The 17,307-nt window shown below is 61.4% G+C and carries 15 protein-coding genes; 2 read left to right on the top strand and 13 right to left on the bottom strand.

Annotated elements, in window-relative coordinates:
• Window positions 1-30 precede the first annotated feature (30 nt).
• Entirely contained in the window at window positions 31-1,104 is a 1,074-nt protein-coding gene (locus tag OCT39_RS09025) for a DNA-binding protein (RefSeq protein ID WP_263584152.1), read from the bottom strand.
• Between the two features lie 306 nt (window positions 1,105-1,410).
• Here OCT39_RS09025 and OCT39_RS09020 point away from each other — a divergent pair, with 306 nt between their 5' ends.
• Complete coding sequence (locus OCT39_RS09020; protein WP_263587319.1) at window positions 1,411-2,532, top strand: tyrosine-type recombinase/integrase; 1,122 nt, start codon at window positions 1,411-1,413, stop codon at window positions 2,530-2,532.
• Between the two features lie 47 nt (window positions 2,533-2,579).
• Window positions 2,580-2,996 carry a SufE family protein gene (locus OCT39_RS09015; protein WP_263584151.1) on the top strand — a complete coding sequence of 139 codons (417 nt, stop codon included), beginning with the start codon at window positions 2,580-2,582 and terminating at the stop codon, window positions 2,994-2,996.
• Here the strand turns inward: OCT39_RS09015 and yidD are convergent.
• The 12 genes from yidD to OCT39_RS08955 all read right to left on the bottom strand — a co-directional run bounded on the left by yidD (window position 2,993) and on the right by OCT39_RS08955 (window position 17,302).
• On the bottom strand, window positions 2,993-3,283 hold the full coding sequence (yidD, locus tag OCT39_RS09010) for a membrane protein insertion efficiency factor YidD (RefSeq protein WP_263587318.1): 291 nt from the start codon (window positions 3,281-3,283) through the stop codon (window positions 2,993-2,995). The two genes, OCT39_RS09015 and yidD, sit on opposite strands and share 4 nt — an antisense overlap.
• A gap of 55 nt (window positions 3,284-3,338) precedes the next feature.
• The gene (gene hisI / locus OCT39_RS09005; RefSeq protein ID WP_263584150.1) at window positions 3,339-3,800 is read right to left on the bottom strand and encodes a phosphoribosyl-AMP cyclohydrolase; all 462 of its coding nucleotides are present in this window, start codon (window positions 3,798-3,800) and stop codon (window positions 3,339-3,341) included.
• Window positions 3,801-3,836: 36 nt separating this feature from the next.
• Window positions 3,837-4,301 (bottom strand): transcriptional repressor, encoded by a 465-nt coding sequence (locus tag OCT39_RS09000; RefSeq protein ID WP_263587317.1) that lies wholly within the window; start codon window positions 4,299-4,301, stop codon window positions 3,837-3,839.
• Window positions 4,302-4,331: 30 nt separating this feature from the next.
• On the bottom strand, window positions 4,332-5,333 hold the full coding sequence (locus tag OCT39_RS08995; protein ID WP_263584149.1) for an alpha-L-glutamate ligase-like protein: 1,002 nt from the start codon (window positions 5,331-5,333) through the stop codon (window positions 4,332-4,334).
• Entirely contained in the window at window positions 5,330-6,853 is a 1,524-nt protein-coding gene (locus tag OCT39_RS08990) for an inactive transglutaminase family protein (RefSeq protein ID WP_263584148.1), read from the bottom strand. Before OCT39_RS08990 ends, OCT39_RS08995 begins: the two co-directional genes overlap by 4 nt.
• Before the next feature lie 63 nt (window positions 6,854-6,916).
• Window positions 6,917-7,750, bottom strand: a complete 834-nt coding sequence (locus OCT39_RS08985) for an ATP-dependent zinc protease (RefSeq protein WP_263584147.1) — start codon at window positions 7,748-7,750, stop codon at window positions 6,917-6,919.
• A gap of 260 nt (window positions 7,751-8,010) precedes the next feature.
• A complete protein-coding gene (locus OCT39_RS08980; RefSeq protein ID WP_263584146.1) occupies window positions 8,011-8,406 on the bottom strand; it encodes an ectoine synthase in 396 nt (131 codons plus the stop codon).
• 63 nt (window positions 8,407-8,469) lie between these two features.
• Complete coding sequence (gene ectB / locus OCT39_RS08975) at window positions 8,470-9,741, bottom strand: diaminobutyrate--2-oxoglutarate transaminase (protein ID WP_263584145.1); 1,272 nt, start codon at window positions 9,739-9,741, stop codon at window positions 8,470-8,472.
• A 97-nt stretch (window positions 9,742-9,838) separates the two neighbouring features.
• Complete coding sequence (gene ectA / locus OCT39_RS08970; protein WP_263584144.1) at window positions 9,839-10,420, bottom strand: diaminobutyrate acetyltransferase; 582 nt, start codon at window positions 10,418-10,420, stop codon at window positions 9,839-9,841.
• A gap of 248 nt (window positions 10,421-10,668) precedes the next feature.
• A complete protein-coding gene (gene gorA / locus OCT39_RS08965) occupies window positions 10,669-12,045 on the bottom strand; it encodes a glutathione-disulfide reductase (RefSeq protein ID WP_412031116.1) in 1,377 nt (458 codons plus the stop codon).
• A 196-nt stretch (window positions 12,046-12,241) separates the two neighbouring features.
• Window positions 12,242-12,862, bottom strand: coding sequence for a peptide-methionine (S)-S-oxide reductase MsrA (gene msrA, locus OCT39_RS08960; protein ID WP_263584142.1), 621 nt, complete (start codon window positions 12,860-12,862; stop codon window positions 12,242-12,244).
• Between the two features lie 9 nt (window positions 12,863-12,871).
• Complete coding sequence (locus tag OCT39_RS08955) at window positions 12,872-17,302, bottom strand: translocation/assembly module TamB domain-containing protein (RefSeq protein ID WP_263584141.1); 4,431 nt, start codon at window positions 17,300-17,302, stop codon at window positions 12,872-12,874.
• Window positions 17,303-17,307 lie beyond the last annotated feature (5 nt).

Below are 17,307 nucleotides of genomic sequence, written 5' to 3'. Positions count from 1 at the left end.
CCTCACATGGGCTCTACGAAGGCCACTCCGTCAGCGGAGTGGCTTTTTCGTTTCTTCTTTTTGGCGCGCCGCTTCAAGGGTTTGAGGCAACTCCTTGAGCTGGCGATGAAGCGCCTCGACCTGCTCATTGAGCGTCTGCTGCCAAGCGTTAGCCTCGCTCGCTTGCGAGCGCGTTGTTATCAGACGCTGTTCGGTCTCTTCGCGTTCTCGCGCCAGCGTCGCGTTTTGCTCCTTGAGGCGCTGATTCTCCTGCTCGAGTCGCGCCAGGCACTCCTGGGCGCTTTGCTCGTCGCGACTTTTTTGCTGCAGCGCCTGCTTTTCGCTTGCCAGCGACTCTTCCAGAGCGCCCAGTTTTTGCTCCATTTGATTCACACGCTTTTGGTGCGCCTTGTCCTGCTGAGCGCGCTCCTGTCTGAGCGTATCCAGTAGCGCCATGAGCTTGCCTTCCGAGGCCTCGTTGCGCTCCTCTTCCTGGCTCAGCCGCTGCTCCCAGCCGCTTTGAAGCGCCTGACGCTCCTTTAGGCCGCTCTCTTCCAGCACGTGATAGCGCTTCTCTAACGCCTCGAAGGCGCGATGAGAGCGTTCGGTTTGCTGTTCGGCGCGGGTGGCCTGCTCGACGAGCTGACTCTGGGTCGATTCGAGCGTGGCCAGATCACGGCTCAACGCTTCGAGTCTCGCTTCGGTGTGACGCAAATGCTCTGTCAGTGCTTTCTCGCGCTGCTCGGCGTCAAGAGCGTTCTGGTCGGCCTGCTCGGCGGCTTCGCGCGCCTCGAGCACTTGGCGATTGGCATCCTCCCGATAATGGGCCAGCGCTTCGTTGGCGACCTCCTGAGCCTGCGCCCAAAGCGAGCTGGCCGCGTTGGCCACCACTTCCGGCACGCCTCTGGGCGGCGGCACGTCGCGATTTTGCTCGCGCTCACTGCGCCACTGACGAAAGTGCTCACTGATGGTGGTGAAACTGCCGGTGCCCAGCACCTCGCGAATACGCTGAACGCTGGGAGTGTCTCCCTGACTCAACAGCGTATCGATCGCCTGTTGAACGTCCCCGTACTGAATACCGCTACGCGCCATGATGTCGATTCCAATGACTGGTAAAGACACCATTTTGCGGCAGCTTTTCGATTAAAACAATAATTACGTAAAACGTAATATGTAATTTTATTTATGATACTGTCAATAAAGTCAAGATTACACGTATTATCTTGAGTTTTTGTAGCTGTGGCAGCAGAATTTGGCGTGAGGCGTGAGGCGTGAGGCGTGAGGCGTGAGGCGTGAGGCGTGAGGCGTGAGGCGTGAGGCGTGAGGCGTGAGGCGTGAGGCGTGAGGCGTGAGGCGTGAGGCGTGAGGCGTGAGGTATTAAAGAGGTAAAGCGTAGTGAGTAACGAGGTTTACACCCTTCAAGATAATGATATTTCGAGGGTTTTTGACGTCGTCGGCAGGGCAGAAGGCGTTGCCCATATTACGGCTTCAAGCGACGCCGAGGCGGTCGGACTATGGCTAGCCGAGTACCGCGAGAGCCCGCAAACCTTCAAGGCGTATCGGCGCGAGGCGCAGCGGCTATTGCTGTGGCTCTCGAGCACACGGCGGCGTTTGGGCGAACTCGATCGGGAAGGGCTGCGTGAATTCGAGGCGTTTCTCGAAGACCCGCAGCCGGCCTCGCGCTGGGTGGGGGGTGGGGCGCCGCGCTCGAGCCCCGCCTGGCGGCCGTTTCGTGCGGGGCTGTCGCCGGCGAGCCGGCGTCAAAGTCTGGTGATACTTCAAGGGCTTTACGGCTGGCTGGTCGAGGCCGGGTGGGTCGCGCACAACCCGTTTCGGCTGATGCGCGACAAGTCGCGTCGGCTCAATAACCAAACACTTGGCGTCGAGCGTTACCTGGAGTACGAGCTTTGGCAATGGCTTTGGGGCTGGCTGAATGGAGATACGGAGGAGGGCGCGAGTACCCGTCAGCGCTATGAGCGGGCGCGGTGCCGGTTCATTTTCAGTTTTGCCTATCTGCTGGCCCCGCGTATTAGCGAGATGGCCAGCGCCCGTATGGAGGATTTCGTTTTCAGGGAAGGGCGCTGGTGGTGGGTGGTGACCGGCAAGGGGCAGAAAACCGCACGCATTCCTCTGCCCGAGGATATGCTGGGCGCACTGGCCGAGTGGCGCCTGGCGCTGGGGCTCTCATCGCTTCCTGCGTTTGACGAGGCAACGCCGCTTCTGCGCGCGCTCGACGGTGTTCGCGGTATCAGCGACAACCAGCTCTACCGGCTGATCAAAAAAACCTTCGCCCAGGCCGCCGAGGCGCTGGAGGCGGAGCAGGGCGCGCCGGGCCACATCGAGGCCCTACGCCACGCGACACCCCACTGGCTGCGCCATACGTCGATTACTCACCAGGCGCAGTCGGGTATCGAACTCAGGTACCTGGCCCAAAGCGCGCGCCATGCGCGTCTTGAAACCACCAGCCGCTATCTGCATACCGAGGCCGAGCAGTGGCACACCGAGCAGCAGCGCCATCGTCTGGGCGCTTCACCCACAAAACGGCGCGATTGAGCGTTATAATGACGGCCAAATTTGCCTAATGCCTTCAAGGAGAAACCATGAGCACGCCAGGCCCCGAGCTCGCCCAGCAGGAACTGATCGAAGAGTTCGAGATGTTCGACAACTGGATGGATCGCTACCAGTACATCATCGATATGGGCAAGCAGCTGCCCGACTTTCCCGCCGAGTGGCGAACCGAGGAGTACAAGATTCAGGGGTGTCAGTCCAACGTCTGGATGAACCACGAGCAAGACGGCGACAAGCTGGTATTCAAGGCGACCTCAGACGCGGCCATCGTTTCCGGCCTCATCGGCGTGCTGCTGCGTATCTACAGCGAGCGCACTCCGGCCGAGATTACCGCCACGCAGCCACACTTTTTGCAGGATCTGGGTCTCGATAAGCACCTTTCGCCGACGCGCAGTAACGGCCTGCACGCCATGCTCGAACGCATCTATCAGGTTGCGCAAAGCGCCTAATCGGATCGATCGTTGCAGCAGTGTGTGTTGCCGGTTTTGGATTTATCGCACTCGATTTCGTCGTCGCGGCAAAGCGCTTCGCTGCGCCCGCCGGGCACCGGATCCATGCCGCCGGGGTGGCCCGGATGGCATTTGACGAGTCGTTTCAAGGCCATCCAGCCACCCTTAAGCGGGCCGTGTACCTGGATGGCCTCGATCGTGTAGGAGGAGCAGCTCGGCCAGAAGCGACAGCGCGGGCCGAGCAGGGGGCTCAGGATGAGCTGGTAGAGCCGAACCAGCGCGATCATCAGGGCGCCAGGGGTTTTGATGATCCCTTTCTTGACCGCCCGCCAGGCGTTCACGTTAGCGCTTGGCGTAGAGCGTGGCCGGGTCGATGAGCGGCGCGCTGGTGATGGCGGCTTTCTCAAAGTCGACGGCGATATAAAAGCAGCTGCGCCGGCCGGTGTGGCACGCCGGACCGGTTTGGTCTACCTGCAAAAGCACGGTATCGGCGTCGCAGTCGAACGCGGCGGACACCAGCGCCTGCTGCTGGCCGGAGCTTTCGCCCTTGCGCCAGAGTTTGCCGCGCGAGCGGGAATAGTAGCAGACCCGGCGGGTCGAGAGGGTCTCTTCGAGCGCCTCGCGGTTCATCCAGGCCATCATCAGTACTTCGCCGCTGTCATGCTGCTGAGCGATGGCGGGTATCAGGCCGTCGCTATTGAACCTGGCCGCGTCCAACAGCGTTTGGGTCGGCGGCAGCGTCTCATCGCATCCGGCGGATTCGAGCGCCTTGAAAAGCGAGGCGTGCGGGTCGAAACGGGACATAACGGATACTCGTTTGAAGGGTCGCTAAGAAAAAGGTCAGTCGGCGGCGGCGTTTGCCTGGCCGCTTTCCCGGCAGGTAGCGCAGTAGCCCTGTAATTCGATGGTCTGACGCTCGACGTTGAAGCCTTTTTCTCGCGCAAGACCCACCAGCTCGTCGCTGATGGCATCCAGGTGCAGCTCTTCAACGTGACCGCAAAGGCGACAAATCAACAGCTGAAAGCCGTGGGTATGCTCGGGGCAGGCGCAGGCGATGTAGGCGTTTTGAGACTCGATGCGATGAACGAAGCCTTCGGTGATCAAAAACTCGAGCGCGCGGTACACCGTCGGCGGACGCGCGGCGGCGTGTTCGCTGGAGAGCTGGTCGAGCAGGTCGTAGGCTTTCAGCCCACCGCCGCTGTCGGCGATCATTTCGAGCACGCGCTTGCGAATCGGGGTGAAGCGCACGCCGCGATTGATGCATTGCGATTCGGCTTGCTGCAGTAACGTATTGGTTTTCATCATCAGCGACCGGGTCAACATGGTGAGCCTAGTTTACGCGCTCGCCGTCTCTGTGTCAGGGGCGCTGACGAGCTCACTTTGGCGCGCGAAGTGATGCTGGGCAAACGCCACGCGCTCCTTGGCGCTGACGCCCTCGGGCTGGCGTTCGATCAGATCGAGGCGTCGGCGAAGTCCTTCGCCGTTGGTCATCTGAATGGCAAGCCCGGGCCGGGCGTTGAGCTCCAGCAGCATGGGGCCGTGTACCCGGTCGAGCACCATGTCGGTGCCCAGATAGCCAAGGCCGGTCATTTCATAGCAGCCGGCGGCCAAATTCAGGAGCGTGTCCCACTGTGGCACGACCAGGCTCGCCAGGTCGTGGCCGGTATCCGGGTGGCTGTAGCAGGGGCGGTCGAACTGAACGCCTCTGAGCGCCGCGCCGGTGGCGATGTTGAGCCCCACGCCCACTGCACCCTGGTGCAGGTTGGCCTTGCCATCGGAGGCGGCGGTGGACAGGCGCATCATGGCCATCACCGGGTAGCCCTTGAAAACGATGACGCGAATGTCCGGCACGCCTTCGTAGGTGTAAGCCATCAGGCTTTCATCGAAGTTGATCAGTGTCTCGATCACCGCGACGTCCGGCGAGCCACCAAGCGAATAGAGCCCGGAAAGGATGTTCGACACGTGACGCTCGAGGTCGACCAGGGTCAAGTGCGCGCCGCTGGGTTTGATGAAGACGTTGTCATCGTCAACGTTTTCGATGACCAGAATCCCCTTGCCGCCACTGCCCTTGGCGGGCTTGATCACAAACCCCTTGTGCCCGGTGAGCATGGCGCCGATATGCTTGACGCCGAACTGGGTGCTCACCGTGCCGATCAGCGCGGGCGTGGTGATGTCATAGCGCTGGGCCAGAAGCTTGGTCTTGAGCTTGTCATCCACCAGCGGGTAGAGCTTGCGCGAATTGTAGCGGCCGATGTAGCGAATGTTGCGCCGGTTCATGCCGATGATGCCCTTGTCTCTTAGCCTGGAAGGCCAGGTCCAGTCCTTGAACCAGCTCATGAGGGCTTCTCGTCATCAATAATCGGCTTGAAGCGGCGCAGTTCGAGCAGGCGATAACCGGTGTAGTTACCCAGCATCAAAATGAACGCCATCAAAATCAACTGCACTCCGAGGAAGTTGAAGGTGATGTGGCGAATCCAGGGGTTGTTCATGGCCAGATACGCGAGCACCGCGGTCACCAGACTGCCACCGCCCTGGATCAGCACCTGCTTCGGGCCTTCTTCCTCCCAAAGAATCGACATACGCTCGATGGTCCAGGCCAGAATGATCATCGGGAAGAAGGTGACGGTGAGCCCCGCCGAGAGGCCCATGCGATAGGCGAGCACGGTGAAGGCGGCGATGATCGCGATGACCGTGATGATGACCGCCGACACCCTCGCCACCAGCAGCAAATTCAAGTGCGACAGGTAGTTTCGGATCACCAGGCCCACCGCGACGATGAGCAGAAAGCCGATCAGGCCGGTTAAAAGCGTGGTTTGAATGAACGCCAGCGCGATCAGAACCGGCATGAAAGTACCCGAGGTTTTCACCCCGATGAAGACGCGCAAAAGCACCACCACCAGCGCCCCGATGGGGATCAGCAAAATGGTCTGGAACAGCGCCTGCTCCTCCAGCGGTAGGCTGTGAATCGAGAAGTTCAAGAGCGTGCTGTCCGAGCGGTGGTTACGCACCGCCGCCGACGCCGGTTGGTTGTGGGTCAGCATCGAGAAGCTGACCTGGGAATTGGTGCCGCCCTGAACCTCGAGCACCGCGCGGCCGCCGGTTTCCCATAGCAGCAGATTATCCGGGCGGCCACGCTCACCGGTCCTTGGATTGAACACTGTCCACTGCTCGCCGGTTTCGTCGAACACCTGAATCCAGCTGGTCAGCGACTGGCGCCGGCGCGCGTCCTCGAGCATGAGGCCGCTAATTTCCCGCGCCTGAACACCGGCCTGGTTCAATAGCCGTACGATCAGCGCCGTCGGCGTCTCCTGGCTCAACAGCAGCCGCGCGTTCTCGGCCTGACGTTCGCCGTTGAGATCGAGGATCAATTCGCGGGCAAATGTGGCGTTATCGGCGCTTCGCGCCCAGGCCCGCTCGATGATCTGCTCGGCGGCGCTATCGTAGGGCGCCCCCCAGGGCGTCGGCGTCGATAGCCCGGGCGGCGTCTGGATAGGCGCGCGCGCTTCGGGCGATACCAGCATTTGCACCGAGTAGTAAAGCTGCTGGCTACCGGCGGCGTTGCGGATGGTCCACTGCGCCTGGCGGCCCAGCTCGTCGGCGCTATAGGCGAGGCCATAGCCCGATGAGGCTGTGTTTTCGGTCAATACACGATAGCCCGCCTGATGCGACGGCAGCGCCAAATCGACCTGAACCGGGCCATCCTGGGCGTTGAACGTGATCACCGCCTCGATCTCCCACACCTGGCGCTGCTCGCCGGGGGTCCAGGGGATTTCGAACTGAACGTGACGATGAATACTGGCCGCGATACCCACGACCAGCAAAAAGCCCACGATTAAATAAAACGCCAAGCGTGACATGAAGGTTGATTCCTTGCGGCATTAAACGACAGGGGAGAGCGGTGGCTCTAGGAGGTAGAGCGGCTACTCTTCTGTATCGTCTTGATCTTCAGAGACTTCATCGTCAGCGGCCTGGTCGGCAGGTTCGCCGCCGGGGAATTCGGGCCGATCGTGAACGTAGGTTTGGGCGACGTCGATGGTGGCAATATCCATCATGAAGCGCCGTCCCAGCAGCACCGGGAAATCCAGGTGGGTACGGTCGTTGAGCGTGAATTCGACGTTTTCGCGAATGGGCCCTAACGTCATCAACAGCGAAATGACCGGGCGCGACTCTTCGCCGGAGGCCTGCACGATGCGCACGCGACGCTGGATCGGCGCTTCGATCCATTCGTCTTTAACGCGCTCGACCGCCACGTCTTCGTCGTTGAGCGCGAGCTTGAAGCGTACCCAGTCTTCGCCGTCACGCTCGAAGCGCGTGATATCGGACGCCGACAGCGACGATGTCGAGGCCCCGGAGTCGATACGCGCCTTGAGGTAGGTACCGATCGCTGGAAAGCCGACCCATTCGCTGCGCCCGAGCACCGTTTTGGCGTTGTGTACCGGCTGAGCTTCGCACTCTTCACGCACGATGAGGGGTTCGCCGCCGCGCGCCTCGATAGTCGCCACGTCCTTTTGCAAGACACGCAGTAGGTTGCCCACTTCATGCATGTTGGATCTGAGCGTTTCGTACTGGCTCGTTTGGCGCGACTCCAGCGCTTGGGTGTCACACTGTTCTAAAAGCGTGGACTCGAGCTTTGTGATGCGCGCGTTGAACGCGGCATCATCAAGCGGCGGGGGCTCTTGAGGCGCTGGCGGTTGAGCAGCGCAGGCTACCAGTAGCGGCATGCCTGCCATCAGCCAGGTCAGTTTCGTGCGCATAGATCGGAAGTCCCTTACCAAACAAGAGCTGGGATAATATGAAGAAGTGCGTCCGGTTGTCCAATGATGTTAAGGGTTTTACTCAATGACTGCCATATGATTTAACATAATATATATTATGCGAACTATTAGATGCCGGTCTGATGTGTAGAGATCTGCTTGCCCATGCAAGGTTAAAACGTCACAGGAACCCGGCCATAAAAAAGACAGCCCGCTTGGGCTGTCTTCGAGATACTGCATCATGGTGTCACGAGCGACGCTTACTCTTCCGGCGGCGCGTAGGAGCCGTCTTCGCGGTGTACTTCCTTGCCGGTCAGCGCCGGCGTGAAGACACACGCCACGGTCATGCCCTGTTCCTTGCCACGCAGCAGGTGCTCGTCGTGCTGGTCGAGCATATAGATGTCGCCGGCCTTGATCGGCCAGATTTTACCATCGGCGATGGTTTCCACTTCACCTTCGCCTTCGTAGCAGAACACGGCTTCGTAGTGGTTCTTGTAGTGAATGTGGGTTTCGGTGCCCGGAAAGATCCGGGTGATGTGAAACGAGAAACCGGCCTTGTCGCTGGCCAGCACCAGACGCGTGCTGTCCCAGTTACCGTTCTCAGCGGTTACCAGGCGGTCGGTCTTGCGGGCTTCTTCCAGGTTGCGAACGATCATCGGTGTGCTCCTTGAAAGGCGGCCGTCGATGGCCGCCGAAACGATGGCTTGGCGTTGGATCCGTTATTGGCCGCTGATCACGGCGTCGACACATTTTTCCAGAATATCGAGGCCTTCGATCAGGTCTTCATCGCTGATGGTCAGCGGGCACAGGCACTTGACGACTTCGCCGGCCTGACCGCTGGTTTCGATGATCAAACCGTGCTCGAACGCCTTACCGGTGATCGCATCGGCGATATCGCCATCGACCACGTCAATACCGCGCATCAGGCCACGGCCACGCTCGGTGGCGGGCATGCCGTTATCCGACAGGCGCTTGGCCAGCGTTTTGAAGCGCTCCTCGACGATATGGCCCTTGCGTTGAACATCGCGCTCGAAGGTATCGTTGGACCAGTATTTTTTCAGTGCGGCGGTCGCGGTGATCATGGCCAGGTTGAAGCCGCGGAACGTGCCGTTGTATTGGCCCGGTTTCCACTGGTCGAGCTCCGGACGCATCAACACATGAGCAAACGGCAGGCCGAAACCGGACAGCGACTTGGAGTTGGTGACCATATCCGGTTTGATGCCGGCGTGCTCGAAGCTAAAGAACTTGCCAGTACGCCCGCAGCCCGCCTGAATATCATCGACGATCAATAGCAGATCGTGGTCGTGACAGATACCTTCCAGACGCTTCAACCATTCGAGGCTCGCCACGTTGATACCGCCCTCGCCTTGCACGGTTTCGACGATGACCGCCGCAGGAATATCGAGCCCGCCGGACTTGTCCGCCAACAGCTTCTCAAAGTAGTCAAGGGTATCGGTGTGCTCGCCCATGTAGCCGTCATAAGGCAAGAAGCTTGCGCCCTGGGTCGGGATGCCGCCGGTGGCCTCGCGGAACTTGCGGTTACCAGTAGTCGCCAGCGCCCCCATGGTGACACCGTGAAAGCCGTTGGTGAAGGTGACGATGTTGTGGCGCCCTTTGGCCACCCGCGCCAGGCGAATGGCGGCTTCGACGGCGTTGGTACCGGTCGGCCCCGGCAGGTGCACCTTGTAGTCGAGCCCACGCGGCTTGAAGATCAGCTCGTTGAGCGTATCGAAGTAGTCACGCTTGGCCGCCGTCCACATGTCCAGCCCATGTACTACGCCGTCCGAGGCGAGGTAATCGATCATCGCTTCTTTCAGGTGCGCATTATTGTGGCCGTAGTTCAACGTGCCAGCGCCGGCGAGGAAATCGATGTATTCGCGGCCGTTTTCATCGGTCAAACGGGCGTTTTTAGCCTTGGTGAATACTACGGGAAACGAACGCGAATAGGTGCGTACGTTGGATTCCATCCGTTCAAACGTTTGGGTCTGCATCATGACCTCCCTTTCAAAAAATTTCCTGTCTCAAGCGCTTAAAAAACCTTGAGACGGTTCGATGAATTTTCAAGGTGTCGCGCGGCGCTCGACCTGGCTAGACGATGTGATCGGTTTGAAAAGGTCCGATGCGCACGAGGTTTTCCGGGTCGTGCTCACCGCCGAGCTGTTCGGTGGAGAAATATTCGCGGCTGTTGAGCGGTGCCTGCCAGCGCGCCGCCAAGCGGCGAAAAAGCCCCCAGGACGCGAGATTGTCCGGTGTGATAGTGGTTTCCATGTGGTGTACGGCGCTGAGCTCGTCACGCGACATGATGGCCTCGATCAGCCTGCGCGCTAACCCGGTACCGCGCGCTTTCTCTCCTACCGCGACCTGCCACAGAAAAAACGTGTCCGGTGCGTTGTCCTTTACATAGCCGGAAACGAAGCCGACGATCTCGCCCTCTTCATTGGTCGCCACGGCGCAAGTATCGCGAAACTGGGTAGCGAGCAGCAGATAGGCGTAGGCAGAGTTGACGTCCAGCGGGGGGCACGCCTTGACCAGCTCGAAGATACCCCAGCCGTCGTCGGCATTGGGCTTGCGGATATAGAGCGGCGTCTGTTCATTACCGACCACGGCGTCAGCGACGGTCGGCCGCGCCAGGTCGAACGATGGGGTAAAAGGCGTTGTAGGCATGCTCATGTTGATACTTCGCCGTTGCGAATTCCAGCAGGATCATAACAGCTGATGACGTATAACTCAAAGCTCATATTATCCTTGGCTCCCTTTTCAATAATTTTTAATTATATGTGACGGGCAATGCTGTACGGTATATCGATCCTCTCTGTGACCGTTAAAAGCTTAGTCCAACTTCGATGAAGTGTTAAAAAAAAGCGGGCTTTCGCCCGCTTGTCATGAATCGCCCCGGTTACACTACGTCAGCATGCGGGTCAGGTACGCGAGGGTTCGCGCATGGTGACGAGTTCCTCGGAGCCGGTCGGGTGAACGCCCAGAGTGCGGTCGAAATCGGCCTTGGTGAGCCCGGCGCGTACGGCAATGCCGACGTTTTGAATCAGCTCGCCCGCCTCTTCACCCACGATATGCGCGCCGACCACAACGTCGCTTTCATCATCCACCACCAGCTTCATCAGCATTCGCTCGTCGCTTCCGGAAAGCGTGTGCTTCATGGGTTTGAAGTCGGTACGGTAAACACGAATGTTGGCGAAGCGCTCCCGGGCAGCCTCTTCGGTCAGGCCAACGGTGCCGATGTTGGGCTGGCAAAATACCGCGGTGGGAACGCGCTCGTAGTCCAGCGGCTCCGGTGTAGTCTCGCCAAAGTGATGCTCGACGATCTGCATCGCCTCGGCGATCGCCGCCGGCGTAAGCTCCGGACTATCGATCAGATCACCCAGGGCCAGAATCGAGGGCACGCTGGTCTCGAAGCGCTCGTTGACCGGAATCTTGCCGCTGTCGTCGAGCTCGATGCCCAGCGCCTCGATCCCCAGCCCGCTGACGTTGGCACGCCGCCCGGTGGCCACCAGCACGGTATCGACGGTGAGCGTATCGCCATTGGTGAGCGTCACGTTCAGGCCATCGTCGCCGCGCTCGATGCGCTCGATGTTGGTGTCAAAGTGCAGATTGACGCCCTTTTTCTTCATTTCGTCGCGGGTAAAGGCGCGCACCTCGTCATCGAAGCCGCGCAGGAAAAGCTCGCGGCGATAAATCAGATGCGTTTCGCTGCCCAGGCCGTTGAAGATACTGGCGAACTCGACGGCAATATAGCCCCCGCCCAGTACCAGAAAGCGCTGGGGAAAGGTGTCGAGATCGAATACCTCATTGGAGGTGACGGCCAGGTCGCTGCCCGGAAAGTCGGGTACCCAGGGCCAGCCGCCGGTGGCGAGCAGAATTTTGGCCGCGCTCACCTCGCTTTCGCCCTTGGCAGAGCTCATTGACACGGTATGGGCATCCTTGAGCGTCGCCCGGGCGTTATAGAGCGTGACGCCGGCGTTTTCCAGCAGGCGCTGATAGATGCCGTTTAGCCGCTTGATCTCGCCGGACTTGTTATCTCTGAGCGTCGGCCAGTCGAAGGTCGGCGTATCCGGCAGATGCCAGCCGTAGCCTGCGGCGTCGTCGAAGCTGTCGCGAAAGTGAGAGGCGTAGGCGTAGAGCTTTTTCGGCACACAGCCCACGTTGACACAGGTGCCGCCCAGGTAGCGGTCTTCGGCAATGGCCACCCGTGCGCCTCGAGCCGCTGCGGTACGCGCGGCGCGCACGCCGCCGGAACCGGCTCCAATGACCAGGAGATCGTAATCAAAATCAGCCTGCATCGACATAAGTACTCCTTGCAGTTCGACGTCGTTCAATCGAAGAGCCGTCTCATTGAACAGCTGTCGTAGTGAACCGTCGTCTTCTTTAACGTAAGCCGCTCGCTCGAGAGGCTCGAGCGAGCGGAAAAGGCCAACAGGTTGGAAAACGCAGACGACCGGCTAAACCGCCGATGGGGTCTGCGTGAATCAATAAAGCTTAGCCAATCGCACAGGTCACGCCAGTGCCCTTCAAACCGCAGTAGCCGCCGGGATTCTTGTCCAGGTACTGCTGATGGTAGCCCTCGGCATAGTAGAACCTGTCCAGCGGATAGATGTCGGTGGTGATGCGCCCCTTGCCCTGCTCATCGAGCGCCTTCTGATACGCATCACGGCTCTGCTCGGCCTGCTCGCGCTGGGCGTCGGTCGTGGTGAAAATCGCCGAGCGGTACTGGCTACCGATATCGTTGCCCTGCCGGTTGCCCTGGGTCGGGTCGTGCTCCTCCCAGAAGGTGCGCAAAAGCGTGGCCAACGAGACCTGGTCGGGATCATAGACCACTCGCACCACCTCGGTATGGCCGGTGCGCCCGGTGCAGGTTTCGTCATAGGTCGGGTTGGGGGTTTCGCCGCCGGCGTAGCCTGCGGCGGTCACGTGTACCCCGGGGATTTGCCAGAAGAGACGCTCGACGCCCCAAAAGCAGCCCATGCCGAGGACGATCTCCTCGAAGCCGTCAGGGATCGGCCCCTTCAGGGCGTTGCCGTTGACGGTATGGGTCTCGCTTGTTTTGATCGGCGTATCACGGCCTGGCAGTGATCCCGATGTTCTGGAAAAAAGTGTCATGGCCACCTCTTATTGCCGTGGGAGTATCGGTGGAAGTATCGTCGGTGAGCCCGGACGCGAGAAGGTGTAGATCAAGTCGACCGCCTGACTCGTGCCGGTAACCACCTGGACGTAGAAATTACGCCAAAGCGTATAGCGTAAGGTTAGTTCAGCGATGGGCGAAAAGATTCCCACACCGTAGCTAATTCGCAAATCGTCGGTAAGCTGACCGCTGAGTGCGACCTGGCTTTCGTCACCGGCGCCGGTGGTATCCAGAGTCAAGTCGTTGATGCCGAAAGCCTCCCCAATCGAGCCGACCGCCCCGCCGGTGCGCCCGAGCGACATACCGATCAGCGCCGTGGTCAAGGCGCTGTCGACACCGCCGGAGGAATCCGGGGCGCGCCCGCGAAGTACATAAGAAAGCGCGCTGTTCTCCGGCATCGCCGGCTCCGAGAAGATCGCTACGTTCGGTTCTTCGGCGGTGCCGGTGACTCTGAGGCCCGCGATCACGTCGTCCTGAGTCACTTCCGGGTTTCGGATCGCCTCGAAATTGAGCACGGGAAGCCCGGGCGGGCCGCTGAACAGCAGCTGACCGCGACGAATGAGCAGATCCTGACCGAAGGCCTGGAAGCGCCCGTCTACCAGGTTTACCTCGCCAAAGAGTTGCAGCACCCCGCTGTCCTGGCGCACCTCCAGACTGCCCGCCAGGTTCGATTCCAGCCCATAGGCGGAGAGCTCCATGTCGTCGCCCAGGTTCAGCGTGATCAGCATGTCGATCTCCATACCGCCGGCGGCGAGTTCATCCGCCGCGCTCGGGCCTTCGCCGTTGGCGGTGCGCAGCCGTGCGATGCGCTCGGCCTCGCGGTCGTCGCGCTCGGTGATGATGATCTCGTCGCCGCTTGGGGTAATCGCCGAGGCCGGCAGGCTGCCGATTTCCAGCCGCGCCCAGGGAATATCGACGTTGCCGCGAATCTGGAGTCGCTCCGGGTTGACGCGGATACGAATGTTTGGCGCCGCCTCGAGGCGACCGAACTGGGGCAGCACGACCAAAAGCGGCTCCTGAACCGCGTTCAGGTCGACGCCTGCCCGCCACTGCTCGTTCTCCGGCCAGTACGCGTCACCGGAGATGTTGAGCCGGCCGCGCTCGGCGGCGATGAAGCCGTCGATGCTGCCCTGGCCGCCGTCGAAGCGCAGCGCAAGCTCGCCGTCCTGAACGTCGATCGGAATGTCCGGGCCGCGGGCACGCACGCCGCGAAGGGCCAGCGTGCCCTGCAAATCCGGCTGGGCGGTCGTGCCGCCAATCGAAACGGTGCCGTTGAGCGCGCCCTGCAGCTCATCGAGCTGTGCGACCAGCGGCAGGTACGGTTCGAGCACGATATTGCTGGCGCGCAGCTCGCCGTTGAGCCCGCCCTGGCCGATCGGGTCGCTCACGCTCAGATCCAGCGCCAAACGCCCCGCCTCGGACAGCGACAGCACCACGCTCGCGTTGGCGTTGGCCTGGTTGGCGTCGATCCGGGCGTCCAGATTGATCACCGGCAGGCGCACCGGCTGGCCGTAGCCGTCGACCGCGGTGATCGCCAGTTCGCTCAAAAGCTCGACGTCGGCCTGCCAACGCGCACCGCCCTGGCTCCAGGAGAGCGCCAGGTCCGCGGTGGTGTCGCCGTTCAGACGCCACTCTTCGGGCAAAAACGGCTCGAGCGCTTCCATCGGCACTTCGCGCACGGTCAGAAGCGCCCGGCCCTGATCGGCCGAAGCGTTGACCGTTTCTGTCGAGCACACGAGCCCGCCTTCGAGCCGGCGCAGGCAGAACGGCGACAGCCGCGCCTGGCCATTGGCCAGGTTGTAGCGCAAATCCAGCGGGCTCTCCAGACGAATATCGCCAGCGTCAGAGTCGATCTCAAGCGGCGTAACGTTGGCCTGATAGAGCTGGTTGGCCTGATCGAAACGTCCGCGCAGGGCAAGCTCGGCGCGCTGCAAGGCGCTGGTATCATCGCCCTGCACATCAAGCGACAGCGTGTGCTGGGAAAGCAGGCCCTCGAGGGTCAGCTCCAGGCGTTGCAGCGTCTGGCCACCGGCCACGACCCGGTCGAGCAGCAGGTCGATGTCCAGGCGCGGGTCGTCGATGCCGCTGATATCGGCATCAAGCGAAAGCCGCTCGACGGCGTTGTCGGCAAAGCGCAGGTCGCTGCCTTCGAGGGCGGCGTTGATTTGCGGCTGCTCGATGCTGCCGCGCGCCTGAACATTGCCGGCCAGACGCCCGGCAAGCTGCGGGTGAATGGTTTGCAGCTGATTGAGCGCGATGTCGGCATCGATCGACAGCGCCTGCTGGCTCGCCCGGCCCTGGGCGGTCAGGCGGTTGTTGCCTTGGGTGAAGACCAGGCTCTCGATGTCGGCCTCGAGAGCCGAGTTGGCGCGCAGAGACGCCGCCAGCGTGAGCGGGTAATCGCGAAGCTCGCCCTCGATATCGAGCGTAGGGAGATCGATCAGCCAGCGCTCGCCCTGCTGAAGCACGCCCAGTTCGATATCGCCGTTGAGCGAGCCGTCGAGGTCGGCAACGAAGTGGGACGGATCAAACTCGTCGAGGCGAATCGTCGTGTCCAGCGTAATGGCGTTGGCCCAGTTCACGCGCCCCTGGCTTGCCAGGCGGCTCTCGTCGATTTGAAGCGCAAGCGTCGACCAGCCAAAGCTGCCCGTATCGCCGCTACCCTGCAGGTTCAGCGATAGAAGCGGCACGTCCGGGCCTTCGGCCTCGACGTCGAGGGCCAGGGTGTAGGCATTGATATCGCCGCTGGCGCGCAGATCCAGATTCTGCACCACCCAGGGGGTGACGTTGGCATCCTCGGGCGTGATCAGCGGCCACTGTAGTCGGTCGCTTTGAAGCCGCGCCGTGAAGGGATAGTTCGGGTCCTCGATATCGGCGCGCGCCTCGAGTCGGGTGTTCTCCACGCCGTCGGCATCCAGCGTTACCGTGAATTCTTCGAGACTTCCACTGGCGTGCAGATCCAGGTTCTGCACCACGAAGGGCTCGGCGGCGGTGTCGGCGTCTTCCGGCACGTTGAGCGGCCACTGGAAGCGCTCGCTTTGCAAACGCACATCGAAGGGGTAGCTCGGATCATCGAGATCCACCTGCCCATCCAGGCGCGTGTCATCGATGCCCTCGGCATCGACGGTCACCGCGAAGGCTTCCAGATTGCCGCTGGCGCGAAGGTCGAGATCCTCCACCCGAATGGGCTCGGCGTCACTGCCCTCCACCGGTGTGAGCGGCCACTGCAGCTCGTCGGTTTGCAGGCGCATGTCGAACGCGAACAGTGGGTCGAGTACGTCGACGCTGGCATCGAGCACGACGTTGACCAGCCCCTCGGTATCGAGCTCGCCTTCAAGCTCGGCAAGCGAGCCGGACAGTGCAAGCGACACCGTGTTGCCGGAAAGCTCGGGAAAGCGCTCCGGCAGGTAGAGCGTGGTGGCCAGGTTCAGATCGAGCGGATACTCCTCGGCCAGCCGGATCGTGCCGTCGAGATTCACCTCGGCGTCCGGAGTAAGCACGTAGAAGGTATCGATCGCGATGTCGTGCTCGACCGCCGAGCCCACCAGGGTGAGCCGCTCGACGCTGTAATCGACCGCACCTTCCAGGGCGAAGTCGTTGATGGCGAGCTCTTCGACGATGACGTCGATCGGCAGCATGATGTCGGGAAGCTGGGTACGGCCCTGTTCCGTGACCAGCACCCCGCTGTCCTCCTGCTCGGCGGGCTCGGGCGCCGGCGGCGTATGCACGGCAATGGCGCCGTCGATTCCGGTGGCGTCCAGCGGCGTCTCGAGCCCCTGAGTCAAACGCACGCCCGGCGACGGCGGAAGGTAAACTCGGGGCTGGTCAAGCTCCGTGGGGGCCAGGCGTACGCTCTGGCCCTCGGCGATCGCGGCGCTGGTAAGCGAATCGACGGTGATGCGCGTGCCGTCACCGAGCGTGACCGCGGTATCGTTCAACACCAGTTCACGAAGCTCGATGGGAAACGGCAGCGTGATGCGAAGCGGCGGCTGGTTGTCCGGCGGCGGCTCCGGCTCGTTCTGGCTCGCGCCCAGGCGAATGTCGGCGCCTTCGGCGCGCAGCGTGTCGATACAGAGCCTACCGGAAAGCAGGCAGTCGTCGGCCCAGCGAAGTTCGAGATCGTCGATCGCCACCTGCACGCCGGCGACGTTCATGCGAAAGCCCTGTAGCGTGAACTCGTCGAGCAGACCGCCGGACTGCGCCTCAACACTGACGTAGCCGCGTTTCTCGGCCTGGGAGAAGAGCTGCGCCGTCCCCCAGGGCGACAGTGCCGCGCCCAGTACCAGTGCGACCAGGCCAAACAGCCATAGCGGCACGAGGATCACCAGGCGAATCACACTCCAAACGGCCAGTCGGGTACGCGCGCCGGAGGAGAGCCGCTTTTTCGTTCGCGGCTTTTTCTTTGCAACGTCTGCCAAAATGC

It is taken from the genome of Halomonas sp. GD1P12 (assembly GCF_025725645.1).
Taxonomy (GTDB): domain Bacteria; phylum Pseudomonadota; class Gammaproteobacteria; order Pseudomonadales; family Halomonadaceae; genus Vreelandella.
Note: the sequence above shows the minus strand (reverse complement) of the source record. Positions and strands in the feature narration are given on the sequence as shown.